The sequence below is a fragment of the Chitinophaga rupis genome, from assembly GCF_900109685.1.
Taxonomy (GTDB): domain Bacteria; phylum Bacteroidota; class Bacteroidia; order Chitinophagales; family Chitinophagaceae; genus Chitinophaga; species Chitinophaga rupis.
On the sequence record NZ_FOBB01000008.1, the window covers coordinates 118,672 to 143,336 of the forward strand.

General features: G+C 47.9%; 14 protein-coding genes. All 14 read left to right on the top strand.

Annotated elements, in window-relative coordinates:
- Positions 1-150: 150 nt before the first annotated feature.
- The 14 genes from BMZ54_RS25215 to BMZ54_RS25290 all read left to right on the top strand — a co-directional run bounded on the left by BMZ54_RS25215 (position 151) and on the right by BMZ54_RS25290 (position 24,451).
- Positions 151-669: a GNAT family N-acetyltransferase gene (locus BMZ54_RS25215; protein ID WP_202909355.1), complete on the top strand. Its 519-nt coding sequence runs from the start codon at positions 151-153 to the stop codon at positions 667-669.
- Positions 670-977: 308 nt separating this feature from the next.
- A complete protein-coding gene (locus tag BMZ54_RS25220; RefSeq protein WP_089919012.1) occupies positions 978-1,754 on the top strand; it encodes a TerC family protein in 777 nt (258 codons plus the stop codon).
- Positions 1,755-1,844: 90 nt separating this feature from the next.
- A complete protein-coding gene (locus BMZ54_RS25225) occupies positions 1,845-3,380 on the top strand; it encodes a serine hydrolase domain-containing protein (protein WP_089918702.1) in 1,536 nt (511 codons plus the stop codon).
- 364 nt (positions 3,381-3,744) lie between these two features.
- Entirely contained in the window at positions 3,745-5,727 is a 1,983-nt protein-coding gene (locus BMZ54_RS25235; RefSeq protein ID WP_238386691.1) for an alpha-L-arabinofuranosidase C-terminal domain-containing protein, read from the top strand.
- 42 nt (positions 5,728-5,769) lie between these two features.
- The gene (locus BMZ54_RS25240; RefSeq protein ID WP_089918709.1) at positions 5,770-7,335 is read left to right on the top strand and encodes a glycoside hydrolase family 43 protein; all 1,566 of its coding nucleotides are present in this window, start codon (positions 5,770-5,772) and stop codon (positions 7,333-7,335) included.
- Between the two features lie 56 nt (positions 7,336-7,391).
- Positions 7,392-9,314 (top strand): sialate O-acetylesterase, encoded by a 1,923-nt coding sequence (locus BMZ54_RS25245; RefSeq protein ID WP_089918711.1) that lies wholly within the window; start codon positions 7,392-7,394, stop codon positions 9,312-9,314.
- Between the two features lie 314 nt (positions 9,315-9,628).
- A complete protein-coding gene (locus BMZ54_RS25255) occupies positions 9,629-13,612 on the top strand; it encodes a hybrid sensor histidine kinase/response regulator transcription factor (RefSeq protein ID WP_238386692.1) in 3,984 nt (1,327 codons plus the stop codon).
- A 171-nt stretch (positions 13,613-13,783) separates the two neighbouring features.
- On the top strand, positions 13,784-16,858 hold the full coding sequence (locus BMZ54_RS25260; protein ID WP_089918716.1) for a SusC/RagA family TonB-linked outer membrane protein: 3,075 nt from the start codon (positions 13,784-13,786) through the stop codon (positions 16,856-16,858).
- A gap of 18 nt (positions 16,859-16,876) precedes the next feature.
- On the top strand, positions 16,877-18,541 hold the full coding sequence (locus tag BMZ54_RS25265; protein WP_089918718.1) for a RagB/SusD family nutrient uptake outer membrane protein: 1,665 nt from the start codon (positions 16,877-16,879) through the stop codon (positions 18,539-18,541).
- A 49-nt stretch (positions 18,542-18,590) separates the two neighbouring features.
- Complete coding sequence (locus tag BMZ54_RS25270) at positions 18,591-20,138, top strand: glycoside hydrolase (protein WP_089918720.1); 1,548 nt, start codon at positions 18,591-18,593, stop codon at positions 20,136-20,138.
- Between the two features lie 15 nt (positions 20,139-20,153).
- Positions 20,154-21,983: a glycoside hydrolase family 35 protein gene (locus BMZ54_RS25275; protein ID WP_089918722.1), complete on the top strand. Its 1,830-nt coding sequence runs from the start codon at positions 20,154-20,156 to the stop codon at positions 21,981-21,983.
- Positions 21,984-22,289: 306 nt separating this feature from the next.
- Entirely contained in the window at positions 22,290-23,213 is a 924-nt protein-coding gene (locus BMZ54_RS25280) for a hypothetical protein (protein ID WP_089918723.1), read from the top strand.
- A gap of 482 nt (positions 23,214-23,695) precedes the next feature.
- Complete coding sequence (locus BMZ54_RS25285) at positions 23,696-24,130, top strand: MauE/DoxX family redox-associated membrane protein (RefSeq protein WP_089918726.1); 435 nt, start codon at positions 23,696-23,698, stop codon at positions 24,128-24,130.
- 15 nt (positions 24,131-24,145) lie between these two features.
- A complete protein-coding gene (locus tag BMZ54_RS25290; protein WP_089918728.1) occupies positions 24,146-24,451 on the top strand; it encodes a hypothetical protein in 306 nt (101 codons plus the stop codon).
- Positions 24,452-24,665 lie beyond the last annotated feature (214 nt).

The following is a 24,665-nucleotide window of genomic DNA, read 5'->3' on the forward strand; positions in this document are numbered from 1 at the left end:
GGGATGCCTGCCGTTACGGGGCCTGGTGCTTACATTAATAATTGAGCCGTAAATATTATCTTAGCAAGGAAGATCAAGGTACTTTGTTATCTCAATGCCTGCGCTGCATACTTTAGATAGCTGCAGGAATTAAAAAACTATCCGCTGAAAATGCAGGTTCCAATTACTACCAACAGGCTTTCCATAGGTGAGCTATCCATCAATGACCACGACTTTGTATTTGAGCTGCTTAATTCAAAGGGCTGGCTTGAATTTATTGGGAACAGGAATATTCATTCCAAAGAGGATGCTGTAAATTATATAAGCAAAATATTAGTTACGCCCAACCTTAGCTATTGGGTGGTGAGGCTTATAGACGGGAACATTCCTGTTGGCATTATATCCCTTATAAAACGGGATTACCTGCTGTATTACGATTTAGGCTTTGCATTCCTGCCGCAGTATATGGGATTGGGTTATGCCTATGAAGCGGCTGCTGAAGTTAAGCTAAACATCCTGCAGGACCCGGCGCATGCACAGCTGCTGGCTACAACCTTTCCCCACAACACCAGCTCCATACGGCTCCTGAAAAAGCTGGGCTTTCAATTTGAAAAACTGATTGAAATTAAGAACGAAATATTGCAGGTATATTCAATAACAAACCGGTATTATCCGCCTTCCAATGACTAAGGTATTGCCGCCGCGTGTAACAGGTCCCGGTTGCTTAAATGCAGCCGGGACTTTTTCGTGTATGCATGGTTAGCTTTTAATTTCATACCACAATACTTATGCGAATAGCAGTTACAGAGGTTGGCTATTCGCTGGTTTTAAAATAAGATTTTTATGTATATTCCGGATACAAATGAAACATGGTGATAATAAGCGATAGCAATTAAAACAGGACTTTTGCTGCCCGGGAAAAGAACCGGCAGTGTATTTGATAACTAAGGGAACGGATGCCAGGTCCCGTATTTAATTTTCATCATAATTCTACCTATATGGAGATTCTTACCAACCCGGAAAACTGGGTGTCTTTATTAACACTCACGTTGCTTGAAATTGTATTGGGCATTGATAATATTATCTTTATTTCTATACTGGCCGGTAAGCTACCGGGCACACAGCAGAAAAAAGCCAGGCAGCTTGGCCTTGCGCTGGCCATGATAACCCGTATACTACTGCTGCTTTCCCTAAGCTGGATCATGACTTTAACCAACCCGCTGTTTAACGTAGGCAGCTGGTTGAATATAAACAGCAGCTTTTGGCTGGAGAAACTGGCTATTTCCGGCCGCGACCTGATCTTGCTAACAGGCGGTTTATTCCTTATTTATAAAAGCACCACGGAGATCCATGAGAAGCTGGAAGGGGATGAGCATGGCGCTGTAGCGGTGAAAAAATATTCATTTACCGGGGTGATCATACAAATACTTTTGCTCGACATCGTATTTTCCCTTGACTCGGTGATCACCGCCGTTGGTATGGCCAATGAAATCGCTGTGATGATCGCAGCGGTGGTTATATCAGTAATAGTAATGATGTTTTCTTCAGCCGGTATCAGCAACTTTGTAAACCGCCACCCCACGGTAAAAATGCTGGCCCTGTCGTTTTTATTGCTGATAGGCGTATCGCTGATAGCCGAAGGTTTTGATCAGCATATACCTAAAGGGTATATTTATTTTGCCATGGCTTTCTCAATTTTTGTAGAAATACTTAACCTGAAGTTACGTAATAAAACAAGCGGCCCGGTAAAGCTGAAGGACAGCCAAAAACCATAAAAGCTTCAGTACATCACATTTGCATACCGGTTCATCACTTTTGCTAAAAGAATAATACAGGTACATTATTATTACCTCAAATTTATTCTTATGCGTTTGCTCATTGGGCTGATGGCCGGCTATTTTATGATCTTCTCCGGGAAACTGTCTGGTCAGGAGAAAGGGCAGCTTATCCGCTCCTATTTTGATTCTATAAAGATCCACGACCTGCATAACGGTAATGTATTGCTGGCAGAAAATAACCATCCCCTGATAATTTACAGCGGGGGATATGCCGATCAAAGATTAAATAAAAGAAATCATGCATTGTCCAGGTTTAACCTTGCTTCCATTTCAAAGATCTTCACATCCACGGCTATACTGCAGCTGCGTGAAAAGGGTAAGTTAAAACTGGAGGATGATTACAGCCGGTATTTTCCGGAATTTCCGTTTAAGGGCATTACTATACAACACCTCCTTACACATACCTCCGGTTTGCCCAACCTGGAACTTACAGAGGCTGTGATTAAAAAGAACCCGGATACGGTGATCACAAATGCCATTTTGATGACCATGTTGCAGGAGTGGGGTAAACCCCTTTACTTTAAGCCCGGCGATGAATTCAGGTATTGTAACACCAACTACATGCTGTTGGCCCTGTTGGTTGAAAAGCTGAGCGGATTACCTTTTGCAAGATACCTGGATAAATATATTTTTAAACCGGCCGGTATGAGCAACTCATACCTGGCCATGTATGGTACCCACAGCTGGAATGATACTGCCAGGGTGATACACCAGGTGTTGCCAACCTTTTTTGATTCAGTATATATACCATCTAACGAGGTAAAACGCTACCGGTTCTCTGAATATAACAATGAGGCAGCCTATGGCTCAGGCAATGTTATCAGTACTGTTGAAGATATATTAAAGTTTGATGCGGCCTTTTTTGCCGGCAAATTACTCAAACAAGCTAGTATCGACTTGGCGCTAACTCCCTTAAAGTTAAATAATGGCCAGGTGTATGAAGATCATATGGATACAATGTGGGGAGATGGGAAAGGTTATTATGGGTTAGGCTGGGAAATATTTGAGCAGCCAGGATATGGAAAAGCCGTTGGGCATGGCGGTTTTAAGTTTGGTATTGCTACTTTTTATTACAGGAGCCTGGAAAGAAAGCAAACCATCATTGCTTACACTAACGGTGTAAGCAATTTTGGAGCAGTGGTTACCTCAGGATTTTATTTACTGAATAATAAACCGGCTATTCCTGTTGATACAAAAAAGTCAGTGGTAAGGGCTTATGCAAAGGCCCTTATAGCGGGTGGCCCGGATCATGCAGTCAGCATGTTTCATTTGTACCGTTCGGACACTGCACATTATTATTTCAGTGTTAAGGAAATGAACTTTCTCGGTTACGATTTCCTGTACCAGGCCACTTTTAAAGGCCATCAGCAAATGTCCCTGGAAACCTTTAAGCTGAATACTTTCCTGGATCCGGCGGATTATAACGTATATGACAGCTACGGCGAAGCCCTTATGGAAAGCGGCAACCGCCAGGATGCCATTATTATGTACAGGTGGTCGCTGAAATTGAACCCTGATAATGAGGGTGGAATAAAAGCGCTAAAGAAACTTAACGCGTTATAAAATTTGAAATAGTAACGGCCCCGTAAAACGGGTAATACCCCTGACAATATACTTCAGCTTTATTTAGTGACCGCCGGGTTAAAAAAGCCATCAAAAAAATAATGGTGAAAAAATTTGACGTTTCAGATATTAATTGTCAAATTTACAATTGTTATCCTGCGGCAGGCAGTTAATCTTATAAGGTCCAGCAAAATACCGCCACCGCAGGTGATCATTAATCCACGTATGGACTATGCCGTCCTGTTGCTTGCGGCCAGCGCAACCAGGTACGCTGCTCCGCTGGTATTTACTTATCTGTTATGAACTTTCCTGCGGTGTATTCCATGGACTTTGGACCATCGGCCATGGATTAAATAGATCAGTTATGAAAATATTCAAAGCTCAAAGTTATCGCAAACACCTGTGCCACGGAATAGTGCCAGTTACCTTTATGGTAGTGAATATGCTGCTGTGCGCCCATGCATTTGCCCAGGGCGTAAAAGGAGGTAAAAAAATAAGCCCTGACCTCTTCGGCCTTTTCTTTGAAGATATCAACTACTCGGCAGATGGCGGCTTATACGGAGAGCTGGTGCAGAACCGCTCCTTTGAGTACAGCCCTACTGACAGGCGTGAGTGGCATTCTTTCTCATTCTGGCAATACATTACCCCCGGATTCTCCTACGGCTCATTGAATATAGAAACCACTTCGCCGGTACATCCCAACAATCCCCACTATGCAGTGCTGAACATTGAGCATTTGGGGGATAGTGGCGTAGGGATCAGGAACGATGGATTTGCTAAAATACCTGTGAAGGCCGGTGAAAAGTACCATTTTTCTGTTTTTGCAAAATTGCTTTCGCAAGACCCCGTTAATATAGTGGTAAGCCTTCAGAACCCGAAAGGAGAAACACTGGCGGAAAGTAAGATCAGGGTATCATCACCTGACTGGCAAAAATATACCACAGACCTGGTAGTCTCCGCTACCAATGATAGCACTGCATTAGTGGTGCTGGCCACTACCAAAGGTAAACTGGCATTAGATGTGGTATCGTTATTTCCCGCAAATACGTTTAAGAACCGGCCCAATGGGCTGCGGGCGGACCTGGCCCAATTGCTTGCAGATATTCATCCAAAATTCATCCGCTTTCCCGGCGGCTGCCTGGCGCATGGCGATGGGCTGGGGAACATGTACCGCTGGAAAAACACGATTGGCCCCATTGAACAAAGGGTAGAGCAAAAAAATATTTGGGGCTACCATCAAACAGCCGGATTGGGTTATTTCGAGTATTTCCAGTTTTGTGAAGATATAGGCGCCAAACCATTACCGGTATTGCCTGCTGCAGTTAGCTGCCAGAATTCCGGCGGTACCTGGCGCATTGGCGGCACGGGGCAAAAAGCGATTGATATGAGTGAAATGCAGGATTATATCCAGGAAGTGCTTGACCTGGTGGAATGGGCCAATGGGCCCGCTGCCTCCACCTGGGGCGCCAAACGTGCTGCAGCCGGCCATCCTGCTCCGTTTAACCTGCAATACGTGGGCATTGGTAATGAGGATAAGATCACGCCTGAATTTGAGCAGCGCTTTAAAATGATCTATGATGCCGTTAAAGCCAAACACCCGGAAATAACTGTTATCGGAACCGTTGGGCCTTTTCCGGAAGGCGAAGATTTTGATAAAGGCTGGAAGCTGGCCAACACGCTGCAGGTGCCCGTGGTGGATGAACACTACTATAGCGCGCCGGAGTGGTTTATATCCAACCAATACCGTTATGATACTTATAAGCGCAATGCTACAAAAGTTTACATAGGCGAATATGCATCCCGGGGCAACAAAATGAAGAACGCCCTGGCTGAAGCAGCTTACATGACAGCTATTGAACGTAACGGCGATGTGGTAAGCCTGGCGTCGTATGCGCCCCTGCTGGCAAAATCCGGGTTCACTCAATGGAATCCCGACATGATCTATTTTGACAATACCTCCGCTTACCCTACCGTGAATTACTACGTGCAGCAATTATTTTCCGTGAACCAGGGGGATACTTATTTTGAGAATGTTGTTTCAAAGAACCCTGCTGATTCTGCGCTGGCTGCCTCCTGTGTGCAGGACAGCAAAACCGGCGATGTGATCCTGAAGCTCGTAAATGCAGGGCCGGAGCAGGGCAGCATGAAAATTAATCTCTCCGCTTTTGGAAAGCTGGATGCAGCGGCAGCAAAAACAGTATTGAACGGCAGCCCTGAAGCGGCAAATGTATTTGGCAGCGCCGCTGCGGTTACACCCGTTACATCCGCATTCAATGCAGCCAAAACGTTTGAATACACCGCTCCGCCTATGTCCCTGACCGTTATCAGGGTCAGGAAAAAGAAGTAACTATTGACCATGTATTGAAGAACTTTTCACGTAAATGGTTGTATGAAAAAAATAGCCACGCTCTTTGTGCTCACGTTTTCCATCTGCAGGTGCTTGCAGGCACAGCAGGCACACAATCCCATCATTTATACAGATGTACCGGATCTGTCCATGATCCGCGTTGGAGACACTTATTATATGAGCAGCACCACCATGCATATGAGCCCGGGCCTGCCCATTATGAAATCCAAAGACCTGGTTAACTGGCAAATTGTTAGCTATGCCTATGATGTGCTGGATGATGTGGATGCGCTGAACCTTGCCAATGGCCAAAGCACCTATGGCAGGGGCTCCTGGGCCAGCAGCCTGCGTTACCATAATGGGGTTTATTATGTAAGCACTTTTGCCGGAACTACCAATAAAACCTATATCTATTCCACCAGGGATATTGAAAAAGGGCCCTGGAAAGCGGTTTCATTCAAACCGTCTTTACATGATCATTCCCTGTTCTTTGATGATGATGGCCGTGTATACATGCTGTATGGCGGTGGCAAAATAATGCTGGCGGAGCTGAATGCAGACCTCTCAGGGCTTAAGCCGGGCGCTGCCGGCCAGGTGATCATTGAAAATGCCAGCGCACCTGCCGGCACAGATATAGGTTTGCCTTCAGAAGGATCTCAGCTGTTCAAAATTAACGGGAAGTATTACCTGTTCAATATCTGCTGGCCCAGGGGCGGCATGCGTACCGTGATCATTCACCGGGCAGATAAAATTACCGGTCCTTATGAAGGCCGCGTTGCCTTGCAGGACAAAGGTGTAGCACAGGGAGGCCTTATCAACACACCAGCGGGGGATTGGTATGCTTACCTGTTCCGCGACTTTGGCGCCGTGGGGCGTATTCCCTATTGGGTGCCTGTAAAATGGCAGGATGGCTGGCCGGTGCTGGGCAATAACGGCAAAGTGCCCGATTCTTTAGATCTTCCTGCAAACAAAAGCCTGGATCCGGGCATTGTGGCTTCAGATGAGTTTAGCCGCAAGCCGGGAGAAGCCCCGCTGCCGCTGGTTTGGCAGTGGAACCATAATCCTGACAACAGCCGCTGGTCGCTTAGCCGGCGCCCGGGTTACCTGCGGCTCACTACCGGCAGAGTGGATACCACGCTGCTGCTGGCGCGTAATACGCTCACGCAAAGAACATTCGGTCCTTTCTCATCCGGTGTAACAGCTATCGATGTAGTGAACATGAAGGATGGTGATTGTGCGGGGCTCATATTATTACAGCAAAAATACGGCTGGGTGGGCGTAAAGGCAGCAGGGAGCGCCCGGTCGGTGGTGATGGTAAGCGCGGAATCCGGCTCGCCTGTGGAGCTGCAAAGCATCCCGCTTACGCAGCATACCGTGTACCTGAAAGCTGACTGTGATTTTAAAGACAAGGCTGATAAAGCTTATTTTTATTTTTCTTTAGATGGCACATCCTGGACAAAGATCGGCGCAGCCCTGCAAATGTCCTATACCATACCGCATTTTATGGGCTACCGCTTTGGATTATTTAATTATGCTACAAAAAGTCCCGGCGGGTTTGTAGATTTCGATTTCTTTCGTATAAGCGATAAGGTTGCCTCTGAACAGTAAAGGATTATCAGAGGCAGCTGTCCACGTATTCAATACCCAATTTTCGTAACTGTTGTATGAAAAAATTGCTCCCGTTCTTTGTGCTCACACTTTCCATTTGTCAGTGCCTGCAGGCGCAGGTAAGGCTTCCACGGCTGATCCGCGACAGCATGGTGCTGCAGCGGGACCGGGATCTTACCATCTGGGGCTGGGCTGCACCGGGTGAAAAGGTGAGCGTACGCTTTAATAATAAGCGGTTCCGGGCAATAGCTACTTCCGAAGGTAAATGGCGCCTGGTAATGCCGGCCATGAAAGCAGGCGGGCCTTATACCATGCAAATAGATGCCAGTAATCATATTACGCTGAAAGAGATCCTGGTAGGCGATGTATGGCTTTGTGCCGGCCAGTCGAATATGGTGCACCAGATGCGGCTGCATGATGTACGTTATGAAGCAGAAATTGCTGCGGCTAATTATCCACTGATAAGGCATTTTGCAGTACCCAATGTTACGGACCTGCAGGGCCCCCGGGACGATTTGCCCGGCGGCTCCTGGCAATGGGCAAACCCGGCTAATGTAAGGGACTTTTCAGCGGTAGCTTATTTTTTTGGTAAGCAGCTGTACGAAAAATATCATGTTCCCATTGGCCTTATCAATACCAGCTGGGGCGGCACACCTATAGAAGCCTGGATGAGCGAGGAAAGCCTGGCGGATTTTCCAGCCGTAACAGGCACCATAGCACAAAATAAGGACACCGCCTACCTGGGTGAAAAGGAACGCAGCCTGCCCCCTGTATACACCCCAGATCCGGCTAACGATAAGGGCTACACGGAAGGCTGGGCCAACCCATCGTATATCCCTAAGGGATGGAGAACGATCAATATCCCGGGTTACTGGGAAGACCAGGGCATTCACGACCTGAATGGCGTAGTATGGTACCGCCGTGAGATAACGGTGCCTGCTGCTATGGCCGGGTTGCCGGCAAAGGTTTTCCTGGGCCGCATTGTGGATGCTGATGTGCTGTACATAAACGGAAAACAGGTGGGGAGTACTGCCTATATGTATCCCCAAAGGCGCTACCAGCTGCCGGCCGGTACGCTAAAAGCCGGTAAAAATCTTTTTGTGATCCGCGTAACCAATAATGCAGGCAAGGGCGGCTTTGTTCCGGATAAGCCTTACCAGCTAATTGCAGGCAATGATACCATTGACCTGAAAGGTTACTGGGCATATAAGGTGGGCCAGGTAAACCCGCAGGGGGCTATCACTAATAACGGCCGTATAGCATTACAGAACCAGCCTACTGCATTGTACAATGCAATGCTGGCGCCCATCTTCAATTTTAAGATCAAGGGTTTTATCTGGTACCAGGGCGAATCCAATGCCGGGCGTGCCGCAGACTATGCTCGCATGCAACCCGCCATGATCGCCGACTGGCGGCGCAAATGGCAGCAGCCGGATGCGCCTTTCCTGTATGTGCAGCTACCTGGTTTTATGGAAATGAACTACCTGCCCATGGAAAGCCAGTGGGCTGGTTTCCGCGAAGCGCAATTACAGTCGCTGGCTGTTCCCCGCACGGCAATGGCTGTGGCCATAGACCTGGGGGAGTGGAATGATGTGCATCCCGACCGGAAAAAGGAAGTAGGAGAGCGGCTTGCCCTGGCAGCGCAACGGTTGGCATACGGCGACAGCACTGTAGTGTATAGCGGGCCAATTTTTCAATCGGCTAAGATCGAAGGCAACCGGATGATCCTTTCCTTTAGCCATACCGGCAGCGGGTTAGTGAGCATTGACGGGGAGGAGCTAAGCGAATTTGCCATAGCGGGCAGCGATAAAAAATTTGTGTGGGCAAAGGCGCGGATCGAGGGTGAAAAGGTAGTGGTGTGGAATGATGAAATAACAAAGCCTGTATACGTGCGTTATGCCTGGGCCGATTGCCCGGTTAATCCCAACCTGTTTAACAAAGAAGGTTTGCCTGCATCCCCTTTCAGAACCGGCCCATGACTGGTATAGCTGATCTGTGCTGTTTTTACAATACAAAATAAACTCACATGAAGCCTGTTCTGCTAAAGCTGCTGACCGTTCTGTTGTTATTTACAATGCCGGATCATTGCTCTATCCATCTGCCCTGGAAGAAGAAAATGTATTAAGAAGCCAAAAGGTGCACCAGCTATACCAGCGCTTAGCAAAGATTAAATGAACATAAAAACCGGTTATAACCCCTTTTTTGATATTTTTATATGACTTAAAACCGATGTATGAAGGGGTGGGGGCACAGGATTGTCATTTTATGTTTATTTATTACTATCACGGGCCGCTTGTCAGCAACCAGCTATCCCATTAAATACCTGGGCATAGAGGATGGTCTTTCCAACAATGCAGTTACCAACATTTACCAGGATAATAAAGGATTCCTGTGGTTTGGTACTTATGATGGGTTAAACCGGTACGACGGTTATAAATTTAAAATTTACAGAAATAAGATAGGGGACAGCACCTCCCTGATGGATAATGGTATTTATACCATTGAGGGAGACCTGCGCCATAGACTGTGGATAGGCGGCCGCAAAGGAGTGAGCGTTTTTGATCCGGTGAATGAAAAGTTTTCCGTTGCCCGCTACATACCGGCAGGCAGTAATATCGCCGGGCCGGTGAACGGCAATATCCATATCATTAAAGCCAGCAGGGAAGGCATTATCCTGATCGGTTCAGAGAGCAATGGTTTGTTGTTGTTTGAAGGGGATATGCATACCGGCCGCCAGATACCCCTGCAGGATGGCCGGCAGGCTATCACGGAGTATGAGGTAACCGCCATTGATTTTGAGCGGGGAGGCCGCTACGCCTGGTTATTTATACAGGGAAAAGGCCTGTGCAGGTTTGACGCCGTAAATAAAACCCTGCAGGTAGTAAACAAAGAGATCAACAAGGGGAACTGCCTGAAAGTGGATCCCAAAGGCCCGCTCTGGCTGGGTACAGATAACGGCCTTTTCCGGTACGACCAGCGCACTAATACCTATTCCGCCAACTACATCACGGAAAATAGCAAGATCGTTAACCTGTGCATGGACAGGCAGGGCATGTTATGGATAGCATCAGATGGTAACGGGATGTACGTACTGCATTCGTCCGCTGAGCAGGCGGCCCCTTTCCCGGCCCCTGGCAGCAAGCAGCAGCTGAGCAGCAATGCGGTTTATTCCATTTATGAGGACCGGGAAAACCGGAAATGGATCGGCACCTTACGGGGAGGTATTAATATTATTCAGCCCCGGCAGCACCTGTTTGAGCTGTATGCTTTTAATGATGACAGCATTTTCGGGTCTATCAACAATTTCATTTTTTCGTTTTGTGAAGATGAGGGAAAAAATATCTGGATAGGAACAGATGGCGGCGGCTTAAAATACTGGAACAGGGAGCACAATACCTATACCCGGTATACGCGCAACCCCGCAGTAAAAGGCTCCATCAGCAGCAATTTTATCACCTCTATCATACGCGATTCCCTGGGCGATATCTGGCTCTCCACCTGGTTCAGGGGCATAAACCGTTACAATAGGGCAACCGGCACCTTTGAGCATTTTTCCTGTTTTAACCCCTATACCGGTGTAGAAGAAAATAATGTATGGCTGGTGTATGAAGATGCGCGGAAAGATCTCTGGGCCAGCACTACCAACAATGGCACCCTGTATACTTTTAACCGGGCCAAAGGGAAGTTTGAGGTTTTTGACCCCGGCATTGTAAATATCCAGAGCCTGGCAGAAGACAGCAAGGGTAATTTATGGGCCGGTAACTATGCAAAGCTGATCCGGATTGACCGCACCCGCAAACATCACCAGGAATATAATATAGGCTATACCATCCGTGCCATCTATATGGATAAGCGGGGCAATTGCTGGCTGGGTACTGAGGGCGGCGGGCTGCTGCTGTTTAACACAGGCACCGGTACCTTCACCCGTTTTACAGATGCAGACGGGCTGCCGAATAATTCCATTCTTAAAGTGCTGGAAGATGATGCCGGCAACCTGTGGCTCAGCACCTACAACGGGCTGTCATGCTTTAACCCGGAAAAGTGGACGTTCAGGAATTTTTCCCAGTCAGATGGCCTGCAGAGCAACCAGTTCACCTATAATGCAGCATTGAAGCTGCGCTCAGGCGAGCTAATGTTCGGGGGCATCAAAGGGTTCAACATCTTTCACCCCGATAGCGTGTACCAGCAGGTAGGTATGCCGCCCTTGCTGCTTACCGGTATGAAAATAAATAACATCCCGCTGGAGCAGCATGATGTACAGGAGCTGAAGGTCCCCTATGACAAAGCGGTTGTTTCTTTTGATTTTGTTGCGCTTGAATATACTTCGCCCGATAAGATCAGCTATGCCTATTACCTGGAAGGCTGGGATAAGGGCTGGAACTACGTAGGGGAATCCCGTACCGCTAATTATACCCGTTTACAGGAAGGCACATATGTTTTTAAAATAAAGGCTACTAATGCAGATGGGAAATGGAGCCGGGAGGTACGCACCGTAAGCATTATTGTGCTGCCGCCCTGGTACCGCACCTGGTGGGCGCGGCTGCTGTATATTACCTGCGCAGCAGGGGTCATCTGGTTCTTTATCTGGTACAGGTCGCGGCAGGAACGCCTGCAGTATGAAATTAAGCTGGCGCATCTTGAAAATGAAAAAGAGAAGGAGATCAATGAACGCAAGCTGTCCTTTTTCACAAACATATCACACGAGTTCCGAACGCCCCTTACCCTGATCATTAATCCATTAAAGGAGTTCATACAAAAACAGGAACAGCGGGATGATAATGAGACGCTGGGCGTAGTATACCGGAATGCCAGGCGCCTGCTAAGCCTTGTGGACCAGCTGCTGCTTTTCCGTAAAGCAGATACCCAGGGCGATCAGCTGAAGATAACCCGGCTGAATGTGGTGGAGCTGTGTAATGAGGTATACCTGTGTTTTTCCCAGCAGGCAAAAGCAAGGGGCATGCAATACCAGTTCCGCTGCAGCCAGGAGCAAATAGTGCTGTATGCGGATTACGAGAAGCTTGAAATAGCCCTCTTTAACCTGTTATCCAACGCTTTTAAATTTACGCCGGATGGGGGCAGCATCCTTCTGGAGCTGCGGGAAACGGAAAACGAAGTGGAGATCCTGATCAGGGATAACGGCTGCGGCATACCAGAAGGCATGGGCAACAGGATCTTTGATAAGTTCCAGCGGGCAGCAGGCCGGCGGGAACATTTGCAAACCGGCTTTGGGATAGGGCTTTACCTGGTAAAACATTTTGTGGAAAGCCATAAGGGTTCCATTACCTATACCAGCCCGGCAAATGAGGGTACCGCCTTTTTCATCCGCTTAAAGAAAGGCACCGGCCACCTGGAAGGCGCCGACCTGGTTGCCGATACCACGGCAAGGTCCGGGATCCTGCATGAGCTGGCAGAAGGTACAGACCTCGCAATCAAAAAGGAAAAAGTAAGCGGCCCGGTTAAACCCGTAGAGGAGCTGGTAACGGAAAAGCGGTCCATCCTGCTGATCGATGACAATGCGGAAATAAGGGAGTACCTGCGGCAGCTTTTTGCGGACCGCTATATTATTTATGAAGCAGATAACGGGGATGATGGTTTTGCCCTGGTGGAAAAGCATATGCCGGACCTGGTGATCAGCGATATCCAGATGGAAGGCATGAATGGCGTGGAGCTGTGCACCCGTATCAAACAAACAGAAACCCTGAGCCATATACCGGTTATTCTGCTTACCTCCGCTTCCGCTGCCGATGTGCAGATGAAAGGGCTGGAAGAAGGGGCGGACGATTATATCACCAAGCCGTTTGACAAAGAGCTGCTGATGGTGAAGGCAGAGAACATCATCAAGAACCGGCACCTGCTGCGGCAATACTTCCTGGATCATATAACCCTGAAACACACCAGCATACGCGTGCCGGCAGACTACCGCGATTTCCTGAACCAGTGTATTAAGATCGTGGAGGCCAACCTGGATAACGAGGATTTTTCCATCAAAACATTTGCACAGGCCATTGGCATGAGCCATTCCAGCCTGTATAAAAGGGTAAAATCTATGTCCGGCCAAACCATTAACGCCTTTATCCGTTCTATTCGCTTAAGAAAGGCCGCTGTATTAATGCTGAAGGAAAATTATACCATTAACCAGGCCGCCCAGCAGGTAGGCATTGGCGATATCCGGTACTTCCGGGAGCAGTTCGTAAAGCTGTTCGGTATGAACCCTTCGGAGTACGTGAAAAAATACCGGCCCTCCTTTAACGGGGATCTGAATGTGATCAAAATATGATCAAAATATGATCGGAATACGCCCAAAATGTGATTTTACCCCCTGTTTTAAATGATTTACCCCCTATCCGGGGCCTCCCTTACCGGCTAATTTGCGTCTTGTAAACTGAGTACAAAAAGTTCAAGACCAAAATTTCAAGACCAGCTATTATTCATTTAAACAGGTTCCGTTATGAAAAAAAGATTCCTATCTATCTTTCTTTTCCTTATTCCTATTACCATTTGGGCCCAGCAATCGAAGATCACCGGGAAGGTGGTATCCGGTGGGGAATCGGTGCCCGGGGTTTCGGTGCGGGTGAAAAATACCACCCAGGGAACAACCACAGATAATGCCGGGCAGTTTTCCCTGGCCGCCGGTATAGGGGATACCCTGGTGTTCAATCACCTGTCTTATGTTACACAGGAATTAGTGGTAAGGAACAATGCACCCCTGTCTGTCACCCTGGCTGCTACCACCCAGAATGTGAACGAGGTAGTGGTAGTGGGTTACGGCACACAGAAAAAAGCCACCCTTACCGGTTCCCTTTCCGTTATAAAAGGAGCGGACATTGTAAAAAGTCCGCAGCCTAACGTATCCAATTCCCTGGCCGGCCGTTTCTCCGGCGTAATTGCCAATAACCGCTCAGGAGAGCCGGGGTATGATGGTTCTAATGTGTATATACGCGGCCTGGCCACTACCGGTAATAATGATGTATTAATAGTGGTAGATGGGGTGCCGGGGCAAATAGGCGGCATGCAAAGGCTGGACCCGAACGATATTGAAAGCATGACGGTGCTGAAAGATGCATCTGCCGCCGTATACGGCAGCCGTGCGGCCAACGGGGTAATATTAATTACCACTAAACGGGGTAAAACCGGCAAGCCGGTGATCAGCTACAGCTTTAACCAGGGTTTTTCCTCGCCCACCCGCCTGCCTAAAATGGCAGATGCGGCTACCTACGCTACGCTCGCGAACGAGATCCAATATTATACCAACCCCGGTGGCGGGCTAAACCAGTTCTATACAGATGCGCAGATCCAGAAGTTCAGGGACGGCTCAGACCCGCTGAACTATCCCAATACCGACTGGCAGAAGGCCACGCTGCGGAGTGTTGCATTGCAGCACCAGCATAGCCTGTCTGTAAGCGGGGGCAGTGAAAATGTAAAATATTATGTGTCCCTGGGTACCATCGGGCAGCAGGGCATTTATAAACATGGCGCTACTCAGTATGACCAGTACAACTTCCGGTCAAATATAGATGCCAATATAACCAAACGCCTGAAGGTAGGTTTGTATCTATCCGGCAGGGAAGAAGACCGTGTGTACCCGCAAACAGGCGCCGGTGATATCTTCCGTTCTATTTACCGCGCTTACCCTACCGTAGCCGCTATTTATCCCAACGGGCTGCCTACTTCGGGTATAGAAAATAACAACCCGGTGCTGCAGGTAACAGATATAGGCGGCACAAACCGCAATCCCACCCAGGTGTTTAACGGCATTCTGAAAGGTTCTTATGATATTCCGGGGCTGGAAGGCCTTTCGCTGGACGGTTTTTTCTCAGTAGATAAATCCTGGAGCGCTGACAAATCATTCAGCAAACCTTATCCGGTATACAGCTATGATGCTACTGCCAATACTTATAATAAAGTAGTGGTAGGCGGTTCCGCCGGCCTGGCTTCCCTGAACCAGTATCAGCAGAACCAGTCACTGCTCACCTCCAACATCAAGCTGAATTTTACCCGCCAGTTCGGCCAGCATCATGTGGATGCCTTTGTGGGTTATGAGCAAAGCAAAACCGTAATGGACAGCCTGGCTGCATCGCGGTTAAACTTCCCTTCCTCACAGCTGCCGGAACTGTCCCAGGGCGGATCCGCTGCTACGGACAAGGACAATGGAGGTAAGAGCTACACGTTCACCCGCAAAAGCTACATTGCAAGACTGGCCTATAACTACCAGGAAAAATATTTGCTGGAAGGGCAGGCGCGTATAGATGGTTCTTCCACTTTCCCCACGGGTAAGCAATACGGATTTTTCCCTTCCATATCCGCGGGCTGGCGTATCTCCAAAGAAGAATGGTTTCAGCCGGTATCCTTTATCCAGGACCTGAAGCTGCGTGGCTCTTATGGTACGCTGGGTAATGATAATGTAGGACTGTTCCAGTATTTTGATAACTACAGCTTCAGCAACCAATATGTAGTAGGCTCCAATATCCACCCGGGTATAGACATTATTAAACTGGCCAATCCCAATATTACCTGGGAAACAGCCAAGAAAATGGACCTGGGTTTGAATGCTGTTTTTCTGCAGCATTTCTCACTGGAGTTTATTTACTTCCAGCAAAAGCGTTCCAATATCCTTACCCAGCGGAATGCCTCTATCCCGCAGGTATCCGGTATTGTAAACCCTTTTGGCAGCGATCCTTTGGTGCCTTCCGAAAATATAGGAAAAGTGAACAGCAATGGTATAGAAGCAACCCTGGGGTATGACAACTCTACCGGCGGCGTTCATTACCACATCGGCGGTAACTTTACCTACGCAAAAAGCAAGATCATTTTTATAGACGAAGCAGCCGGCGCTTTGGATTACCAGCGCCAGACAGGCCGCCCCCTGAATACTTACCTGCTGTATGATGCCATTGGTATTTTCAGAACCCAGGCAGACCTGGATAATTATCCGCACCTGGCCGGCGCACAGCTGGGAGACCTGATCTACAAGGATTACAACGGTGATAAACAGATCACGGCTGATGATGCCACCCGTTCAAAATATGGTAACATTCCTGAAATAACCTATGGTATAGTATTAGGCGCAGACTATAAAGGTTTTGACTTTTCCGCTGTGCTGGCCGGGCAAACACATGTAAGCCAGTATGTACTGCCGGAATCCGGCACCATCGGTAATTTCTATAGCAGCTGGGCCGATAACCGCTGGAGTCCCAATAATCCCAACGGCAGCTATCCGCGTGCGGATAACCGGGCTTCTGCCTCTATTAACGGAGGACTTTATAATAATACGTTCTGGCTGAATAATGCATCCTTTTTACGGTTAAAGAACGTTGAGCTGGGGTACAACATTAATGCAGATGTATTGTCACGCATTAAAATAAGCGGGCTGCGTGTATACGCCAATGCCTTTAACCTGTTTACCATTACCAAAGTGAAGGACTATGATCCGGAAGGTGGTCCCACAGGATCTACCACCAGCAGCAGCGGGCAGTTCTATCCGCAGCAGCGTATTGTGAATGTTGGTGTGAATGTTAAGTTTTAAACCGTAAAAAAAGCAGCCATGAAGACTAAAAATATTTTAAGCATAGGGATCATTGCACTGGCAGCAACGTTTGCTTCGTGTAAAAAGAATTACCTGGATATTGTACCTACAGACCGTGTACCTGATGTGGCGGTGCTGGCCGATTCTGCCTTGCTGGAGGATTATGTGATCAACCGTTATATGAGCGTTAAGCTGCAGGATAAAGAAGGTGAAGGCACCAACCCCGGTTTTGGCCGCGGGTTTGAATATGCTCTGTGGAGCGCGCTTACAGATGAATCCATTTACAACAATGATGATAATACCTGGCTGGTACAACGCGGGCAGCTGGCGCCGGAGAATACCGGCATTGCAGGCACCATCTGGGGCAGGAGCTACCGCAGCATCCGCGAGTGTAACTATGCGCTGAATCATATAGACAGTGTTGTAATGAGCGCCGGGCATCGCACCCAGCTAAGGGGCGAGCTGCATTTTATACGTGCTTTCCGTTACCAGGATCTGATCCGCAATTACGGCGGCGTAGTGCTTATGGGCGATAAGGTGTATAACCTGGAAGATAACCTGGGCGATGACGCTTTATTTACCCGGGCTAGCATAAAACAAAGCATAGACTATGCCGTGTCAGAGCTGGACAGCGCTATTCAGCAGCTGCCGCTGGCAAATGATGATAGCTGGCAGCTGGGAAGGGCCACCAAAGGCGCCGCGCTGGCATTGAAATCACGCCTGCTGCTGTACGCAGCCAGCCCCCTGTATAATGCAGGCACCTGGGCCGCTGCCGCCGCTGCAGCAAAAGCAGTGATGGACCTGGGCAAATATTCCCTGGATGCGGATTATGCCAAGCTGTTCCTGTCATACACGGGTAACGAGATCATTTTTGCAAGGCAGTATGCTATTGGCGCACGCCACGTTTGTCTGGAAATTTCCAACGGCCCTAATGGCTATAACGGCTGGGCAGGTAACACACCTTTACAGAACCTGGTGGATGCTTACCAGATGAGCAATGGTAAAGATATTACCGATCCCACTTCAGGTTACAATGCGCAAAACCCCTATGCAAACAGGGATGCCCGTTTTTATGCCACTATATTATATAACGGCGCCACCTACAGGAACAGCACTGTGCAGATCTATACACCTGGCGGAAAGGATAGTAAAGATGGCCCTTCCAACTGGAACACTACCAAAACAGGTTATTACCTGCGTAAGTTTATGGATGATAAGTATCCCATTGACAATCCCTGGAATGTGGCCGGCCTGCAGCCCTGGATCTATTTCCGTTATGCAGAAGTGCTGCTGAACTATGCTGAAGCGCAGAACGAAGCAACAGGCCCGGATGGTACGGTGTACAGCGCCATTAACCTGATCCGCCAGAGGGCAAAGCAGCCCGCTCTTCCGGCGGGACTTTCTCAAGCACAAATGCGTGATGCCATCCGCAAGGAAAGGCAGGTGGAGCTGGCTTTTGAAGAACATCGCTTCTATGATGTGCGCCGCTGGAAAATAGCAGATGTAACGGAGAATGTACCGGCCTACGGTGTGGATGTAACAACCAGTGGTGGCAGCTACGTATATACGAGAAAGGTAGCCTTAAGCGGCCGCGCTTTTGCCGCCAAGCATTACTGGTTACCTATTCCAAGAACCGAGATCCAGGCATCCAATAACAAGATCACACAGAATGCAGGATATTAAAAAATAAAAAGTAAAAAAGTAAAAAGTAGAAATCAAAAGTTGATGTGCAATGAAAAGTAATCACTCATTTGTTCGCGGCATTAGTTTTACTTTTTGCTTTTTACTTTTTTACTTTTTTTCACAGGCACAGCATAAACCCGTTGTTGTAAGCATTGATGCTGCTGTCACTCATCAGACCATCCGGAACTTTGGCGCATCAGATGCATGGTCGTGCCAGTATGCCGGCAGCTGGCCGGATAGTAAGAAACAGCAAATGGCGAACTGGCTGTTTAGTATGGATACTACTGCCAGCGGGCAGCCGCAAGGTATAGGACTTTCCCTGTGGCGTTTTAATATTGGCGCAGGCAGCGCTCAGCAAGGGAATGCCAGCGGCATTAAAGATGAATGGCGCCGCGCGGAATCGTTCCTGGAACAGGATAGCACCTGGAACTGGAAAAGACAGGCAGGACAATTATGGTTCTTACAGGCAGCCAAAGCAAGTGGTGTGCAGCAGTTCCTGGCTTTTCTGAACAGTCCCCCGGTACAGCTTACAAAGAACGGGAAAGCATTTGCAAGCGGGGGATACTGCAATATTGATCCCGCTAAATACAGCGCCCTGGCTGCCTACCTGGTACAGGTACTGAACGGCGTATATACAAGCGCCGGCATCCTGTTCAATTATATAAGCCCGGTTAATGAACCGCAGTGGGACTGGAGTGATGGTGGGCAGGAAGGATGCCCTTATACCAATGAGCAGATCAGCGGCCTTGTACGCAGCATCAGCAGCACCTTTGCAGATAAGGGGCTTTCTACAAAAATACTGCTGCCCGAAGCAGGCCAGATCAATTACCTCTACGAAAAAGGAGATAAGCCCGGTAAGGGAGAGCAAACCAATACTTTTTTTGACCCGCATTCCGCGGAATATTTAGGCAACCTGCCGCAGGTACAGCACAGCATTGCCGCACACAGCTATTTCACAACATCGCCTTACAACAAGGCGGTGCAAATGAGGGAAAAGCTGGCTGCCGGTGTTGCAAACATAGCCGGCCTGGAATACTGGCAATCGGAATATTGTATCCTGGGCGATAATGCAGGCGAGATCAATGGCAGTAAAAAAGACCTGGGCATGGAAGCGGCCTTATATCTTGCAGGAGTTATTCATAATGACCTGACGGTGGCTAATGCCGCTGCCTGGCAATACTGGCTGGCCATATCGCCCTATGATTATAAAGATGGCCTCATCTACATTGATAAAAATAAAACAGACGGGCAGTACCACGACAGTAAAATGCTGTGGGCCATGGGCAACTACAGCCGCTTTATACGCCCCGGCGCCCGGCGTGTACAGGTAACCGTTAGCGACAGTGCAGCGTTGGGAAAGAACCTGTTGATCTCTGCCTACAAGAACATTGATAATACCGTTAGTATAGTAGTAGTGAACAGTAGTGCAGCCGCAGTGGACATAACCCTCCACTGCCGGCATGCAAAATTAAGCCGGGTACGTTCCTACACCACATCGGACCAGGACAGCCTGGCGCCCGGCAACACCGATATTACTGTAACAAACAGCATCCGTATTCCTGCCCGTGCAGTGGTAACCCTGGCGGGAAGATCTTGATTAAATCAGTACAGCATGAAAAGGATAAGCGTAGTGATCATTGCTATGATGGCTTTTTATTTGACAGCAGCAGGGCAGCAAACCGGCACGCATAGTTTTGCGTTAGGTGATTCTGTTTTCCTGCTGGATGGTAAGCCGTTCCAGATGATTTCCGGCGAAATGCATTACCCCCGCGTGCCCCGGGAAGCCTGGCGCGCACGGATGAAAATGGCAAAGGCAATGGGGCTGAACACCATAGGTACCTATGTATTCTGGAATGTGCATGAGCCGGAAAAAGGGCATTATGATTTTTCAGGGAATAATGATATTGCCGCCTTTGTAAACACTGCCCGGGAAGAAGGTTTGTGGGTAGTGCTACGGCCAAGCCCCTATGTTTGCGCAGAATGGGAATTTGGCGGTTATCCTTACTGGCTGCAGGAAGAAAAAGGATTGGTGGTGCGCAGCAAAGAGCCAAAGTACCTGGAAGCCTATCGCAATTACATTAAAGAAGTAGGTAAGCAGCTGGCGCCTTTACAGGTGAACCACGGTGGTAATATTTTAATGGTGCAGGTGGAAAATGAGTATGGCTCTTATTCAAATGATAAGGAGTACCTGGACATTAACCGTAAAATATTCCAGGAAGCCGGCTTTGACGGCCTGTTATATACCTGCGATCCGGAGCCTGCAATTAAGGACGGGCACTTACCCGGCCTGCTGCCCGCTATTAACGGGATAGATGATCCTGCAAAAGTGAAACAGCTGATCCGCACCTGGCATAGTGGCAAAGGCCCTTTTTACATTGCAGAATGGTACCCTGCCTGGTTCGACTGGTGGGGAACAAAACATCATACCATACCCTATGAGAAATACCTGGGCAGGCTGGATAGCGTGCTGGCAGCAGGCATCTCCATCAACATGTATATGTTCCATGGTGGCACCACGCGGGGTTTTATGAATGGCGCCAACTATAATGATCAGAATCCTTATGAGCCGCAGATCAGCAGCTATGATTATGATGCACCCCTGGATGAAGCAGGCAATGCTACTGAGAAATTTATGAAGTTCAGGGAAGTGATCAGCAGGCATTTGCCGGCAGATCAGGTGCTGCCGGAAGTGCCCGCAGCCCGGCCGGTTATTGAGATCCCCGCCATCCGGTTCACACAAACCCGTAGCGTCTTTGACCTGTTACCTAAACCGGTTAACAATACAACACCCTTAACGTTTGAAGACCTGGGACAAGCCTATGGATGGGTATTATACCGCACTACCCTGAACGGTGGCCAGGCCGGATTGCTGAAGATAAAAGCCTTGCGTGATTATGCGCTGGTGTTCATTAATGGTAAAAGAGCTGCTGTGCTGGACCGGCGCTTAAACCAGGACAGCCTGCAGGTGCAGCTTCCCAAAGGTAAAGTAACACTGGAGCTGCTGGTGGAGAACCTGGGCCGTATTAACTTTGGCCCTTACCTTTTACAGAATAAGAAAGGGATCACGGAAAAAGTGCTCCTGAATGACAAGGAGCTGCTGAACTGGCAGCAATTCCGGCTTCCATTTGATACGCTGCCTGCAAGGACAAATAAAGCGTATAGGCTTCCCCGTGGTAATGCACCGGTGCTGAAGGAAGGTACTTTTGTTTTATCAAAAACCGGGGATACTTACCTGGATATGAGCAGCTGGGGCAAGGGAACAGTATGGATCAACGGACATAATTTAGGCAGGTATTGGGAAGTGGGTCCTCAGCAAACTATTTATGTGCCCGCAGAGTGGCTGAAGAAAGGTGTGAACCATGTAGCCGTGCTGGAGCTGTTAAAACCTGGTGTAGAAACGTTGTCAGGGATAGAGCGCCCGGTGCTGGATGTGTTGAAGTAGCAGGTTTCCGTATTTCATTTGTTAGTGAATAGCGCCAAACAATGGCGTCTGCAAGATAAGCCTTGTCATCCGCAGGGCTTATCTTGTATTTTGCTGATTAAGCTGGTCATGTTATATTTTGGAACATTTTAAATTTTATCCCTGAAGATGATTAATTTAGTATCCTAAACCCTTCTTATGAAAACGTAATCCCTCAAAACGTACCGTTTAATTACCCAAATCGCATTTCCAGTTATCAAGGCTATTGCTAAAACGCACCCCTATTTATTTGCCCTGATTTTTTTTTACCTCAAAATTCCATTCAGTATGAGAAAGATCCATGTATGCATCTTTGCATCTTTAATCCTTTTTACCGCCTGTAAAAAGGAACTTGAAAAATCCCCCGTTTCCAGGGAAAGTGCTCCGTTAACTTTTAAAACGGCCGACCAGATCCCCAACGAAATCGTTTCTTTATTATATAAAGACTTATTAAGGGATCATTTATTTGAGCAGGCAGAGAACCTCCGGGTATCTTATTATAATACTTTATCCATCAGGAAAGATGATAAAACAGACCTGTTGAAAGCCGCCCATACCACCGCTTTTGAAACAGCAAGGCAGGCGGGGATCATGGCCGCCAACCTGCCCACACACCCCGTGACAGGTGTGGGAGTGGTGCTGGATGGCACCTGGTACCAAACACAGGGAGTAACGTCCTCCAATTTGCAGGCTTTTGGATGGCAGTATATAAATTTCAATGTGATGAATGCAGGAGCGCCTGATGCTTTTAATAATGCGGCTCCCGGCAGTAATCAAATTATGGGAACCACTAACCAGCAAAGAAGGCTGGAGGCCTATACGCTGCCCCTGATACAATTTGGCGCTGCTGATAACCTGGGCACCACCTACTATACTCCTTCGTTTGGTTTTAACTACAGGTCACATTTGCAAGGTACAGGATGGGAGCCGGGATATACAGGTTCTCCCGGACAGTCCGGAACTACAGGTCAATCAAGGCGCATAGAATCAGTACAGATCTTTGGGCCTGGTTATCAAAATAGCAGCTATACATTAACTTTTAATGACCCTGCTCCCTCTACACAGGCAAGGCCCTATATTTACTACAGGGTTCACCAGGAGGGTTATGGCTGGGGAGGAGGCTGGCATAGTGAAAATGATCCGGCAGGCGTTACAGGACAGTCCAAACGAATAGAGGCTATGCAAATAAGAGCTTATCTTATTAAGATATAGCCATACTTTAAGCAATCAGCTTGTGCGTAATGGAATAGCTGAGTAAGCGTTTATAGGGTTAAGGAGGCATTTTAAAACAGCCGGCGGTATCGTCCGGCTGTTTTTTTTATCGAGCTACGCTGCTGTGCACGCTTTCTGCTCTGACCTGCTGTTGGCAGGCCGCAGCGGCTTGAACATTAACACAGCAGACATTTACGCTCCATATGCAAACACCTGGCTGATCACAGCAGTTCTCCTGCCCATTTACATCTTAAGCATAGGGAAAGGGCGGCGCAGTGAATACACCTGTGTAATGAACCTTTTTTGTTAAACAATGTTATAATAAAAAGCGCCCCCTTGCCAGCCACACAGCCATGGCTCCCGGATCATGACATAATGTTTGTCCTATGAAGAAGCTCATCCGCTGGAGGAACAAGTTGCAGCACTTATAAGTTTTATTAGTCTGTTCATTTTGTTCATTTTGAGAACAAGATTTTTATTCTATGAAAAAGCAGCTACTTTCAGACCTGATAGCCCTAATGTTCATTATCCTATTTGTATATGCCGGCTGGACCAAGCTATTGGATCATCGTATGTTTCGCAATCAACTTACGGCCTTTGACTATATAAATAGTTTTGCCGGCTTTCTGGCCTGGGCGGTGCCATTGATCCATCTGGGCCTGGCACTTCTTTTTATCTGGCCCAGTATGCGGGTATGGGCATTGGGCGGTACGTTTATCCTCATGCTAACCTATTCTATCTATATTATTTTAATACTCTACCGGGGCGTTAATGTTCCCTGTGCATGTAGCGGATTATTCAAATTTACGTCGTGGGCCGGACAGCTGATAATGAACACTGTATTCCTTGCAATGGCAGCCGCGGGGATAATTTTTGAAATCAACCCTAAACAACGTCAGTCTTTTTTTAAACCATAATAAAAAATACATTCTATGAAAAAGATCCATTTTGCCACCTTAGTTTTTTTACTTGTTACAACGGCTGTGTTTGTAGTAAAAGGAGCCCATAGGTCCGTTGATGTGTACTACCAGTTTTATACAGACGAATCAGGTAATCCTTACTTTTTTGCCGGGGCCAGTGAGGATTTCTTATTAACAGGCTGCAAATTCGGTCCCGTTATCTGTGGAAAGGTGTACACCGAAGCAGACGTGGAAGAAACCTCACCGGGCTCTGGCGTGTATGTAGTAATTGCCGGCCACGAAAATAATGAAATCGCCTCCTTTAATAAGTCCGAATAAGCATGTGAAGAGCGATAATATTTAACGGATACACCATACGTCTTATGAAACAAAGAACTGGTTTCGCTCCACTTGTGCAGCAAACGATTTGTATGCCCGGAAAGCTGCCGCACCTGAGGCGGCAGCTTCCATTGTTCCTCCTATCAGTATCACAATGATCACCGGCATGGCCGTTACCTCACCTGAACCAGACTTGAATGTTTAATGTGAAATA

Coding starts and splice junctions, on each gene's coding strand:
- BMZ54_RS25275 (WP_089918722.1), top strand. CDS start 20,154: ATGAAAAGGATAAGCGTAGTGATCATTGCTATGATGGCTTTTTATTTG.
- BMZ54_RS25270 (WP_089918720.1), top strand. CDS start 18,591: ATGAAAAGTAATCACTCATTTGTTCGCGGCATTAGTTTTACTTTTTGC.
- BMZ54_RS25245 (WP_089918711.1), top strand. CDS start 7,392: ATGAAAAAATTGCTCCCGTTCTTTGTGCTCACACTTTCCATTTGTCAG.
- BMZ54_RS25265 (WP_089918718.1), top strand. CDS start 16,877: ATGAAGACTAAAAATATTTTAAGCATAGGGATCATTGCACTGGCAGCA.
- BMZ54_RS25240 (WP_089918709.1), top strand. CDS start 5,770: ATGAAAAAAATAGCCACGCTCTTTGTGCTCACGTTTTCCATCTGCAGG.
- BMZ54_RS25290 (WP_089918728.1), top strand. CDS start 24,146: ATGAAAAAGATCCATTTTGCCACCTTAGTTTTTTTACTTGTTACAACG.
- BMZ54_RS25260 (WP_089918716.1), top strand. CDS start 13,784: ATGAAAAAAAGATTCCTATCTATCTTTCTTTTCCTTATTCCTATTACC.
- BMZ54_RS25280 (WP_089918723.1), top strand. CDS start 22,290: ATGAGAAAGATCCATGTATGCATCTTTGCATCTTTAATCCTTTTTACC.
- BMZ54_RS25220 (WP_089919012.1), top strand. CDS start 978: ATGGAGATTCTTACCAACCCGGAAAACTGGGTGTCTTTATTAACACTC.
- BMZ54_RS25235 (WP_238386691.1), top strand. CDS start 3,745: ATGAAAATATTCAAAGCTCAAAGTTATCGCAAACACCTGTGCCACGGA.
- BMZ54_RS25215 (WP_202909355.1), top strand. CDS start 151: ATGCAGGTTCCAATTACTACCAACAGGCTTTCCATAGGTGAGCTATCC.
- BMZ54_RS25225 (WP_089918702.1), top strand. CDS start 1,845: ATGCGTTTGCTCATTGGGCTGATGGCCGGCTATTTTATGATCTTCTCC.
- BMZ54_RS25285 (WP_089918726.1), top strand. CDS start 23,696: ATGAAAAAGCAGCTACTTTCAGACCTGATAGCCCTAATGTTCATTATC.